We start from the raw sequence: 11,823 nt of genomic DNA, 5'->3' as shown, positions 1-11,823 counted from the left end.
ACAGGCCAACATCCTTATGCTGGCCTATTATTTAACGACTCGCCTTGACTAGGCTCGAAATCAAGGCCCGCAGCGCCGCCGGTTTAATCATTTTCGCCATATAGTGATAACCCCGGCGCTGCACATCCTCCACCAACTCTTTACGGGTATTGGCGGTGATTAAAATCCCCGGTAACTCTTTGCCATAGAGCGCGCGGATCCCGTCCATCGCATCGACGCCGTTTTGGCCATCGTCCAAGTGGAAATCCGCTAACACTATGTCCGGCGCAACCCCTTTTAGGCCTAATTTTATTCGCGCATCGGACAAGTCTTTGGCACATATCACCTCGCACTGCCAGCGGCTGAGTAGACTCTCAAGCCCCGCTAAAATGGCTTCTTCATTGTCGATACACAGGACTTTAATCCCTGACAAAGGTTGCAATAAGGATGGCAATGCCTTCACCTGCGGCTGACGCACGGTTTCTCCTAGGGGCACGCAGATAGAAAACACTGAGCCTCGTCCCAATTGCGACGACACTTGGATCCCGTGATTCAGCACCCGGCTGATCCTATCGGCAATCGCCAGCCCTAGGCCGAGGCCGCTGACGCTTTTACTACGTGGATTATTTAAGCGCTTAAACTCTTTGAAAATTTCGCGGGTTTCGTGCTCATCAATCCCGCAGCCCGTGTCCAATACTTGGATCTCTAACTCACTGCCACGATGGCGACAGCCAAACAGCACCCGTCCACCACGGGCATAACGGTAAGCATTGGTTAAGAAGTTTTGCAGCACGCGCCGCAGTAGCGAAGGATCGGAGTTAACCGTCGCGCTACAGGGGATCATCTGAAAGCGAATTTGATTGTCCGCCGCCATCGCCTCAAATTCGACTGACAGACCATTGAGCAGCTCGGATATGGCAAAATCGCGGCGATTGACTTCCACCATGCCGGAATCCAGCTTCGAAATATCCAATAAGTCAGTAAGTAACTCGCCAGCGGTTTTGAGCGAGCTATTCACATGGGATAAGGTGGTGCGCGCCTCGCGGTCCAAATTAGGATACTGGGACAAAGACGCGGTAAACAATCTCGCCGCATTCAGAGGTTGCATTAAGTCGTGCCCTACCGCCGCTAAGAAGCGACTCTTAGAAGCGTTCGCCATTTCTTCCTGCGCCTTGGCCTCAAGCAACTCACTGTTTAGCATGGCTAACTCGTAGGTTCGCTCTTTAACGCGTGATTCGAGGGTTTCATTAGCCTCAAGCAAAGCCCGCTCCTGCTCGCGATACTGAGTAATGTCGGTAAAGGTCATTACAAAGCCACCATCGGGCATAGGATTGCCTTGAATTTTAATGACTTTGCCGTCTTTGCGTTGCCGCTCTGAGGTATGCGGTGTGCCATTACGCATATGCTGCACGCGTTTTTCGACCTGCAACTCAATATCCCCCTCGCCGCAATATCCCCGCGCCGCGTTAAAGCGGATCACTTCGCCAATCGGCATGCCTTGCTGTAAAAATCCTTCAGGATATTGATACAGCTCGACGTATTTGTAGTTCCATGCCACCAAGTTGAGGTCGCTGTCGATAACGCTCATCCCTTCATAGGCATGCTCGATAGCCCCGCGCAGCATATCTTGGCTGAGCATAATTTTGGATGAGGCTTCATCCACTAGGCTAAAGACTTCATCCAAGGCCAAGTCGCGCCCCTGTAACACCGAGTCCATCACCAAGGAGGCACTGGAAGCGCCAAGCACACCGGCGAGTAAACGTTCGGTGTGGGCGATAAGCTCAGGTGTCGCAGCCTTGTGCCAGCTATCACTCTTGACCGCCTCGGTGGAGAATCGGCTAAAGCTTTCATAGGCGCGGGTTGGGCTAACAAAGCGGCTGGCTAAGATCAGCAAATCCTGCTGAGAGATGGGACCATTTTTCTTATTGGCATTATTTTTAAGCTTACCCGGGCTGACAAAGGCGCTAGCCTGAATACGCTCGGCCACCCCCGCCCTAAACCAAATAGAGCCTAAGATGTAGCAGGCAATATTGGCGAACAAGGCTGTGAGGGCATCGCGCACATTGGGGGTAATGGCATCTAACAGATCGATATTACTCGACAATAATGTCGCCACATTTTGGCCATCGTTCATGCCACTTAGCATGATGTAAAACCACAGGCCAAAACCCACACTCAAGCCTAAAAACACCCCGGCGCGATTACCGTGTTTCCAATAGAGCCCACCCACCAGCGCGGGAGCAAGCTGGGCAAACGCCCCGAAGGATAACATCCCAAGGTGCGATAGCGAGTCACTGTCGGCGAGCGCCAGATAACTGCCATAACCCAAACCAAGGATGATGACGATGGCAAGGCGGCGCGCATTTAACAGCATCTGTGAAAACTGGCTAAAGTTTTTCTCACGGATATTGCCCGTGCGCAGCATCACTGGCACCAGCCACTCGTTACTCACCATCACGCTTATCGTCACTACCGCCACAATCACCATGCCAGTTGCTGCAGATAAAGTGCCTAACAGCGCAATGACGGCGAGCAGTGGATGATCTAAGGCAAGCGGTAAATTGATCACATAAGTATCGGCGGCAACGCTATCCCCGAGGATGACTTTACCCGCCAAAGCCAGTGGCCCAACGAATAAGCCAAATAAGGCCAAATACAGCGGGAATAACCAGCGCCCCTTGGACAACACCGACTCATCGGCGCACTCCACCACCATCACGTGGAATTGCCGCGGCATACATAAAAATGCCGCCATGCCGACGAGCAGCTCAGGCATTAAGGCTTCGATTCGAGGATTTGGGTAATTAATTAATGCTTTTTCGCTCGCCTGCTGCCAGATATCACCAAAACCGTCAAACACGCCAAAGCTAATCACAATCCCCACCAGCAAAAACGCCGCCAGTTTGACTAACGATTCAAAGGCAATCGCCAGCATCATGCCGGGGTTATGCTCGGTGGCGTCGAGCTTACGCGTTCCAAATAAAATGGCAAAAATCGCCAGCAACGCTGTGATAAGTAAAGGAATAGTAATGCCGTTTAAAGGATCGTCTGCTGGCTGAAACAAGTTAAGGCTAAACACCATCGCCTTAAGTTGCAGGGCAATGTAGGGCATGATGCCAAATAGCGCGATGAGGGTAACAATGGCCGCTAAGGTTTGTGACTTACCGTAACGGGCGGCGATAAAGTCGGCGACCGAGGTAATATTTTGCGCCTTGGACACGAGCACCATCTTGCGCAGCATGCCAAAACCTAAGGTGAAAATAATAATAGGACCGATAAAAATCGGGATGAAGGACCAAAAATCATTAGCCGACTGCCCTACCGTGCCTAAAAAGCTCCAGGAAGAACAATAAACCGCCAGACTTAAGCCATAAATGCCGACCTGCAGCTTCTTGGTCACGCCGCTAAACCAACGCTCCGCGCCCCAGGCTAAAAGGAATAAAAGTGAGACATAACAAATAGCAATAACGGCGACGACTAAGGTTAGATTCATATTTTTGCTCTTTTTTTCCATTATTGTGCGATAAATAATGGCTGAAATCTAGCCAGATTTTCGAGTGCAACAGCCTAAATATAAAGGAAATTTTAAAACTAGACCAAGGTCTAATGGAGTTGCCCGCCCCTTGCATACCATACTCAGACTACGCAATTTTTAGAAAGGGAAGCCCTATGAGCTCGCAGTCTCTCTACAAAGTCTCCGGCAATATCGCTGCCAATGCACTTGTAAATAACGATCAATATAAAAAAATGTACCAAGAGTCGATTGTCAATCCAGAGGGTTTCTGGAGAGAGCACGGCAAACGGATCGATTGGATAAAGCCATACACTAAAATCAAAAAAACCACTTTTGACGATCATAACTTATCGATTAACTGGTTCTACGACGGCACCCTAAACGCCTCAGCCAACTGCTTAGATCGCCATCTAGCAGAACACAGCGACCGCGTTGCCATCATTTGGGAAGGCGATAACGCCAGCGAACAACGTAAAATCACCTACGGTGAGCTGCACACTCAAGTGTGTAAGTTTGCCAACGCCCTACGCAGCCAAGGCGTGCGTCGTGGCGATATTGTGACCATTTATATGCCAATGGTGCCAGAAGCGGCAGTGGCCATGCTCGCCTGTGCTCGCATCGGTGCCGTACACTCGGTGGTCTTTGGTGGTTTCTCACCCGATTCTATCGCTTCACGGGTCATCGACGGTAAATCTAAAGTGGTTATCACCGCCGATGAAGGTATGCGTGGTGGCCGTGCGATTCCACTCAAGCGCAACATCGACGATGCGCTCAAGCATCCCGATGTCACCAGCGTTGAGAAGGTAATTGTACTTAAACGTACTGGCGGCAAGGTTGATTGGGTAGAAGGCCGCGATGTGTGGTGGCACTCTCTGGTTGAAACCGCATCCGAGCACTGCGCCATTGAAGAAATGGGCGCCGAAGATCCGCTCTTCTTACTTTATACCTCAGGCTCAACTGGTAATCCCAAGGGCGTATTGCACACCACAGGCGGTTATATGGTGTATGCCTCTATGACCCACGAGTATGTGTTCGACTACAAACCCGGTGAGATTTACTGGTGTACCGCCGACGTGGGTTGGATCACGGGTCATTCCTACATGGTGTACGGCCCACTCGCGAACGGTGCGACCGTGCTTATCCACGAAGGGATCCCTAATTACCCAAGCCCTGCACGTTTAGGCGAGATGATTGACCGTCACAAGGTGAATATTCTCTATACCGCACCGACACTTATCCGTGCACTGATGGCCGAAGGTAAACAGCATTTTGACAAGTATGATGGCAGCTCGCTACGCATCATGGGCTCAGTGGGTGAACCTATCAACCCTGAAGCTTGGCGCTGGTACCACGAGGTCATCGGCCATGAACATTGCCCGATTGTCGATACTTGGTGGCAAACCGAAACCGGCGGCATCTTAATTACGCCATTACCCGGCGCAACCGATACCAAACCCGGCTCGGCAACTCGCCCTTTCTTTGGGGTACAACCGGCGCTCGTGGACAACATGGGTAACATTTTAGAAGGTGCAACCGAAGGTAACTTAGTGCTGCTCGACTCATGGCCAGGTCAAATGCGTACCGTATATGGCGACCATGAACGCTTCGTACTGACCTACTTCAAAACCTTCCGTGGCATGTACTTTACCGGTGACGGCGCGCGCCGCGATGAAGACGGTTACTACTGGATCACCGGCCGTGTGGACGATGTGATTAACGTCTCCGGCCACAGATTAGGTACAGCTGAAGTAGAAAGTGCACTGGTATCACACGAACTGGTCGCTGAAGCCGCTGTTGTGGGCTATCCCCATGATATTAAAGGCCAAGGTATTTACGCCTATGTGACCTTAACCCGCGGAACAGAAGAGAGTGAAGAACTTCGCCAAGAGCTGCGCCAATGGGTTCGCAAAGAAATTGGTGCCCTAGCCACACCGGATCTTATCCAGTGGGCAACAGGGTTACCTAAGACCCGTTCTGGCAAAATCATGCGCCGCTTCCTGCGTAAGATTGCCGCGAACGAAGTGACCAACTTAGGTGATGCATCAACACTGGCCGATCCAGCCGTGATTGAGACCTTGATTGAAACTCGCTTGAATCGTAACGAGTAATCGTTATCCCGCGCTTAATCGTGATTTATCACGGTTAAGCGCTGCTTTAGCTCCTGTACGTTTGAACCAGACTCCGTCGAGTACTGGTTCTTTTAAATGAAGCAAACCCTGTTGAGAAAGTGCCTGATTGCCCCTTTCTCTTAGTTGCCCCTCCAACCAAGGGGCATTTTTTTGGTTCTGTGTTAAGCTTGGCGCCAAACTCAGTCGACCAAGAATATCTAGCAGCGTGTCAGTTAATTCCAGCCCAAGCGTTACCCTCAGGGATTATCAGCAACAAGCCGTCGATGCCGCCATCGCGCATTTTAAAAAAAGCACCGATTCAGCCGTGTTAGTCCTGCCAACGGGTGCCGGAAAAAGTATCGTTATTGCCGAGCTGGCCCGCATCGCCAGAGGACGAGTGCTGGTTTTAACCCATGTGAAGGAACTGGTTGCCCAAAACGCGCAAAAGGTCGGATTACTGACGACTGAGGCCAGCATTTACTCCGCTGGGTTAAATCAAAAATCGACTGACGGCAAAACCGTCGTGGCCAGTATCCAATCCGCCGCGCGCGCCTTAACTCAATTCGATGAGCCCTTCTCGCTGGTGATTATCGATGAGTGCCACAGAGTCAGCCTCGAAAAAACCAGCCAATATCAGCAGCTCTTAAGTCATTTACAAGAGCGTAATCCCAAGCTCAAATTATTAGGCCTCACGGCCACTCCCTATCGGCTCGGGACAGGTTGGATTTACAAACGCCACTACCACGGCAAAGTCGGCTCGCCTGAACTTGGGATCTTCGAGCAGTGTATTTTCGAGCTCCCCATCCGTCCGCTGATTAAACAAGGCTATTTAACTGCGCCCACCTTGTTTGATGGTTTAAGTGCCCAATATGACTTCAGCCAAATCAAGCCCAATGACAATGGCGAATATCCCGAGGCCCAAGTCAATGCGCTGCTGAACCACGCCGGACGAGCGACAACGGCGATTGTGAAGCAACTAATTGAACTGAGTCACCACCGCCAAGGGATCATTATTTTCGCGGCGACAGTGCGCCATGCAGAAGAGATTGTCAGCCAGCTCAACAAGCAGCACAGCGAGCAAACGGCAATCGTCACGGCGCAAACGCCAGATAATGAACGTGATGAACTTATCGAACGCTTTAAAGCGAGGGAGCTTAAGTTCCTCGTCAACGTCGCGGTATTGACCACCGGATTCGATGCGCCCCATGTGGATTTGATTGCGATTTTACGCCCCACCGCATCGGTGAGTTTGTTTCAGCAAATGATTGGCCGCGGTCTTAGGATCTGTGAAGGTAAAAAAGATTGTTTAGTGATTGATTACGCTGCCAATGGCTATGATTTGTATTTTCCAGAAGTCGGCCAAGCTAAGCCCAATAGCAAGTCGGTTCCGGTACAATTGCACTGCCCTGTCTGCCAGTTTGCCAATATCTTTTGGGGATTAACCGACGATGATGGCGATATTATCGAACACTTTGGCCGTCGCTGTCAGGGCATAGTCGAGCATCATGGACAAAAGCAGCAATGTGACTTTCGATTTAGATCTAAATCCTGTCCCGATTGCGGACAAGAGAACGACATAGCAGCGCGTATTTGCCAGCATTGCCAGTCGACCTTAATCGATCCCGATAAACGCCTTAAGCAAGTATTGAATAAGCAACACCATCATCTGTTCCGCTGCCAGCATATGACGTTAATGGATGATGCGGGCGATCTTAAGGTGCAATATCTAGACATTGACGGAAATGAGTTTAATCGGCACTTTAAGCTGCAAACGCCCGCCCAATGGCGTGCCTTGTATGCGCTGTTTATTTTCCCCCATAGTCGCACGCCAGGCATTAAACCTAAGCAATACAAAAAAGTGTCTGAGCTGATTGCCGATAGTGCCGCCTTTCGGATGCCAGATCTGTTATTACTGAAAAAGCACAAAAAAGGCTGGGATCTGCTCGAAAGCTATTTCGATTACCAAGGGCGCTATCAAACTGAAAATAAACACATCTGACATTATCAATTCGGTTAGCGCTATGGTATAAAACGCTTAAAGTAATCCTAAGGAGCTATTATGTACGTTGTTATTTTTGGCCGTCCTGGCTGTCCTTATTGCGTGCGAGCAGTACAACTGTCAGAGCAACTCGTTGAAAAACGTGATGACTTTAAATTTAGATACGTGGATATCCACGCCGAAGGGATTTCTAAAGCGGATCTCGAGAAGACTGTCGGCAAGCCAGTCGAAACTGTGCCACAGATTTTCGTTGATGAAAAACACGTAGGTGGTTGCACCGATTTCGAACAATATGTTCGCGATAACAATCTGTTAGGTTAATCCTAATGTGATGTAAAAGGAGACCTGAGGTCTCCTTTTTATTTATCTCTATAAAACCTTAGAGCACATACTTCGCCGAGAAGATGATCCGGCTTAAATCACCATCATCACCATTCTCTTTACTATTCTGGGCATACATATATTCCACCCCAAAGGTCAGTGGTTTGCTAGGGGAATACAATAGGTTGATATAGCCAGAATAAGCATCCTTATTCACCCCTGTGCCCGTTAAGGCCACATCATTATCTGCTTGCATGCCTGAGAATGTCACACTGGTGCGCCACTGTTCGTTCCACCAATGACGGTAAGACACAAAGCCGCCGAAGGTACGAATGGATTCAATATCACCGCTCGCATCTAACACGCCGGCATTAATATAGTTAAGCGCCATATAACGCCCTAAACCGTCACCATAGGTTGCGGTAAAGCGCAGATCATCTTTCCCAATGGGAATAATCCCCGCCACACTGGCGCCGTAGCCGAAGCTCGAACTATCGATTTGAGTCGCACCGATTTTGGTTTCTAAATTGAGTTGACGGGCGATACCCGCAAACGAGAATGAGGCGCCGCCGTCCGTCTTGAGATTGTATCGAGCCACCACATCAGGCACGACACCGTTACCACTGGTGATACGTGCACCACCTTGGTTCGGTGTTACCGTTGTTTCAGGGTTTTCTATCGCAAATTGGAAATTACCATGGGTATAACGCAGTAACGATTGTCGCACAAAGGGCGTACCATCTGCAGCACCCACAAAGTCGAGGTTTTCAGGCAAGGCAGCAGGGTTTTGGAATGTGGTCCAGGTTTGACCTACGGTCCAATTATCATAGGACACATAGGCATGGCGGATACGTGGTGAATAGCTGTTAGACACCCGCTCATTGCCATCTGTGTGGGTCATAAAATCCAGCTCAATAAAGCCCGATAAGCTATGACCATCAAGATCCGTTGCCGCTTTGAAATTGAATCGCGTCTCACGGGCTTGGAAATCCACCACTTGGTTACCATTGCCTTCTTTACCGTAAATGGTACCCGGTACATAAAACTGACGGGATAAATCCCCCGAATCTGGTGCCCCATTGCCATAATCGCTGAACATTACGTCAGCCTTGATATAGCCACCAAATTCAACGTCAGTATTTTTTAAAGAAGCCGCATTGGCAGAGCCCATAAATGCCAATAAGGTTGCAGAGTAAAGCAAGCTAAGTTTTGCTTGTTTCATTTTATGTTTCCCCAGTTGTTATTATTTGTCCGCAGCCAATATGGACAATTTAACAAGCGAGCAACATTGGCAATAAGTCTATGAGACAAAAGTATAAAATGCTAAAAATAAAGCGAAAATGCTTTGTGATTACAAGCTGAGGAAGAGTTTACTAGGGAATTTAAGAGTGGTGGGTCGTGAAGGATTCGAACCTTCGACCAATTGGTTAAAAGCCAACTGCTCTACCGACTGAGCTAACGACCCATTTAAGGACTCTGAGTTTTACACTTTCAGAAAAGTGGTGGGTCGTGAAGGATTCGAACCTTCGACCAATTGGTTAAAAGCCAACTGCTCTACCGACTGAGCTAACGACCCATCTGTTTTTGCGCTGATTTATTCACTTTCAGTAAAGTGGTGGGTCGTGAAGGATTCGAACCTTCGACCAATTGGTTAAAAGCCAACTGCTCTACCGACTGAGCTAACGACCCATCTAGGACTCTGAGTTTTACACTTTCAGAAAAGTGGTGAATCGTTAAGGATTGAAACCATTCGACTGATTGGTTAAAAGCCAACTGCCCTAGCTTTATAAAAAAAGCGACTGAGCTAACGACCCATCTATTTTTTCACTGATTTATTCACTTTCAGTAAAGTGGTGGGTCGTGAAGGATTCGAACCTTCGACCAATTGGTTAAAAGCCAACTGCTCTACCGACTGAGCTAACGACCCATCTAAGGACTCTGAGTTTTACACTTTCAGAAAAGTGGCGAATCGTGAAGGATTTAAACCATTCGACTGATTGGTTAAAAGCCAACTGCCCTAGCTTTATAAAAAAGCGACTGAGCTAACGACCCATCTGTTTTGGCACTGATTTATTCACTTTCAGTAAAGTGGTGGGTCGTGAAGGATTCGAACCTTCGACCAATTGGTTAAAAGCCAACTGCTCTACCGACTGAGCTAACGACCCATCTAAGGGTTCTGAATTTTACACTTTCAGAAAAGTGGTGGGTCGTGAAGGATTCGAACCTTCGACCAATTGGTTAAAAGCCAACTGCTCTACCGACTGAGCTAACGACCCATCTTATTTACAACACTTCAAATACCGCTAACTTATTCTATTTACTAGAGTAAGTGGTGGGTCGTGAAGGATTCGAACCTTCGACCAATTGGTTAAAAGCCAACTGCTCTACCGACTGAGCTAACGACCCATTTACTGGTATTTTTCGCCCCGAACGACCTCGCCGTTCCGAGGGCGCCTATAATACCTTTTTCATTTTCCCATGCAAGCGTAAATTCCCAATTTTTTGTCGTTTGCATGAAAAACAGACTAAGAGTATGTTTTTTAGTTAATTATGCTTTAATTGCAGCCAATTGTTGTTGGGCAATGCGTGCTGCAGCGCTGTTGGCGTAGTCTTTTACCACTTGTTGGTAGTATTGAGTCGCACCGGCTTTATCACCTGTTTTCTCTGCGATCATGCCAAGCTTCACTAGACTATCACCACGTTTATTGGAATCACTAAAACGGGTCACGACGGTATTGAAAGCTTGTTTGGCTTCAGCAAATTCACTCTTATTAAACAGCAGCTGGCCTAACCAATAGTTGGCGTTGGCAGCATAGACGGAATCTGGATACTGTTTAATGAAGGCACGAAACGCTGGGATAGCATCGTCATACTTGCGCTCTTTCAGCACTAAGTTCACCGCACTTTCGTAGCTGGCCGTTTCACTTAAGCTACTGGCGGCGGCATTGGCACTTGCTGCGGCAGCCGCGGGCGTTGCTGGGGTAGAAGCAGCTGGCGCGGCAGCGGCTTTGGAGGATAAATTGGCAATTTCATCGTAAAGCTGACGCTGACGTTGTTGCATCTGCTCTATTTGATAATTCTGTTGTTCGGTCAAACCACGTAAGTCGAGAACTTCTTGCTGCAAAGTATCCAGACGGCGCTGCATATCAATTTCGCTTTGTTGTCTCGATTTTACAATGCGCTCTAAACGAGCAAGTCTGTCATCACCTGAACCACCAGCAATATCTTCAACAGGAGCAGGAGCTGCAACTGCAGCTCCTGCGCCGAAGAACATTGCCGTAATTAAGACGGCACGTTTCATCTCGTTACTCTCCGTAATTCAATCTTAGTAAACTAAAACTGCACGACGGTTTTTAGCAAAACCTTCATCGGTACGAGTGAAGTCTAGAGGCTTCTCTTCGCCATAGCTTACGATGCTCATTTGGCTAGGTTGTACACCCATGCCTTGTAAGTATTTAGCAACAGCTTTAGCACGACGCTCACCCAGTGCGATGTTGTATTCTGGTGTGCCACGCTCGTCGGCATGACCTTCAATCAATACGCGTACGCTTGGGTGCTCAACTAAATAAGTACCGTGGGCTTCCAGTACGGCAGCAAATTCAGTTTGAACTTCACTGCGGTCGAAGTCGAAGTAAATGATGTGTTCTTTTCTCAACTGCTCGAGTTGCTGACGTTGTTGCTCTTCAGGTGACAACATTCCACCAATACCGCCAGTTTGAACGCCACCACCATTCAGTTCGCTACCAGAACCGCTTGTAGAGCCCATTGCATCAGTTTCTGATTCAGAAGTTGAGCTACACGCACTAATAGCCATAATTGGAAGTGCTACCAACATAGCTTTTAACAACTTGTTCAGATCCATTATCTGTTCCTTATAAAATTAAATGTGAATAAATCTAGCT

At 48.5% G+C, this 11,823-nt stretch carries 7 protein-coding genes and 9 tRNA genes; 3 read left to right on the top strand and 13 right to left on the bottom strand.

Annotated features, from left to right (window positions below; translation table 11 throughout):
• Positions 1-31 precede the first annotated feature (31 nt).
• A complete protein-coding gene (locus CBX96_RS03335; protein ID WP_109285681.1) occupies positions 32-3,472 on the bottom strand; it encodes a NahK/ErcS family hybrid sensor histidine kinase/response regulator in 3,441 nt (1,146 codons plus the stop codon).
• A gap of 176 nt (positions 3,473-3,648) precedes the next feature.
• Here CBX96_RS03335 and acs point away from each other — a divergent pair, with 176 nt between their 5' ends.
• From acs to CBX96_RS03320, 3 genes are all read left to right on the top strand, one after another.
• Positions 3,649-5,601, top strand: coding sequence for an acetate--CoA ligase (acs, locus tag CBX96_RS03330; RefSeq protein ID WP_086902146.1), 1,953 nt, complete (start codon positions 3,649-3,651; stop codon positions 5,599-5,601).
• Between the two features lie 226 nt (positions 5,602-5,827).
• Positions 5,828-7,600, top strand: coding sequence for a DEAD/DEAH box helicase (locus CBX96_RS03325; RefSeq protein ID WP_109285680.1), 1,773 nt, complete (start codon positions 5,828-5,830; stop codon positions 7,598-7,600).
• A 60-nt stretch (positions 7,601-7,660) separates the two neighbouring features.
• The gene (locus CBX96_RS03320; RefSeq protein WP_011072684.1) at positions 7,661-7,921 is read left to right on the top strand and encodes a GrxA family glutaredoxin; all 261 of its coding nucleotides are present in this window, start codon (positions 7,661-7,663) and stop codon (positions 7,919-7,921) included.
• Between the two features lie 58 nt (positions 7,922-7,979).
• On the opposite strand, the gene CBX96_RS03315 is transcribed toward CBX96_RS03320, so the two are convergent.
• The 12 genes from CBX96_RS03315 to pal form a co-directional block, all read right to left on the bottom strand.
• Positions 7,980-9,143: a DcaP family trimeric outer membrane transporter gene (locus CBX96_RS03315; protein ID WP_089067565.1), complete on the bottom strand. Its 1,164-nt coding sequence runs from the start codon at positions 9,141-9,143 to the stop codon at positions 7,980-7,982.
• 167 nt (positions 9,144-9,310) lie between these two features.
• A tRNA-Lys gene (locus CBX96_RS03310) sits at positions 9,311-9,386 on the bottom strand.
• Between the two features lie 35 nt (positions 9,387-9,421).
• Positions 9,422-9,497, bottom strand: a tRNA-Lys gene (locus CBX96_RS03305).
• Positions 9,498-9,534: 37 nt separating this feature from the next.
• A tRNA-Lys gene (locus tag CBX96_RS03300) sits at positions 9,535-9,610 on the bottom strand.
• Positions 9,611-9,644: 34 nt separating this feature from the next.
• Positions 9,645-9,735 (bottom strand) — tRNA-Lys (locus CBX96_RS21525).
• Between the two features lie 37 nt (positions 9,736-9,772).
• A tRNA-Lys gene (locus CBX96_RS03295) sits at positions 9,773-9,848 on the bottom strand.
• Between the two features lie 35 nt (positions 9,849-9,883).
• A tRNA-Lys gene (locus CBX96_RS03290) sits at positions 9,884-9,973 on the bottom strand.
• Between the two features lie 37 nt (positions 9,974-10,010).
• Positions 10,011-10,086: transfer RNA gene (locus CBX96_RS03285), tRNA-Lys, on the bottom strand.
• A gap of 35 nt (positions 10,087-10,121) precedes the next feature.
• Positions 10,122-10,197, bottom strand: a tRNA-Lys gene (locus CBX96_RS03280).
• Between the two features lie 54 nt (positions 10,198-10,251).
• Positions 10,252-10,327: transfer RNA gene (locus CBX96_RS03275), tRNA-Lys, on the bottom strand.
• Between the two features lie 142 nt (positions 10,328-10,469).
• Positions 10,470-11,222: a tol-pal system protein YbgF gene (gene ybgF, locus CBX96_RS03270; protein WP_011623126.1), complete on the bottom strand. Its 753-nt coding sequence runs from the start codon at positions 11,220-11,222 to the stop codon at positions 10,470-10,472.
• 24 nt (positions 11,223-11,246) lie between these two features.
• Entirely contained in the window at positions 11,247-11,783 is a 537-nt protein-coding gene (gene pal / locus CBX96_RS03265; RefSeq protein WP_011623127.1) for a peptidoglycan-associated lipoprotein Pal, read from the bottom strand.
• Between the last annotated feature and the right edge of the window lie 40 nt (positions 11,784-11,823).

Source organism: Shewanella sp. BC20 (assembly GCF_003129585.1).
Lineage (GTDB): Bacteria > Pseudomonadota > Gammaproteobacteria > Enterobacterales > Shewanellaceae > Shewanella > Shewanella seohaensis.
The sequence above is the reverse complement of the archived record's forward strand: the minus strand, read 5'-3'. Positions and strand labels throughout refer to the sequence as shown.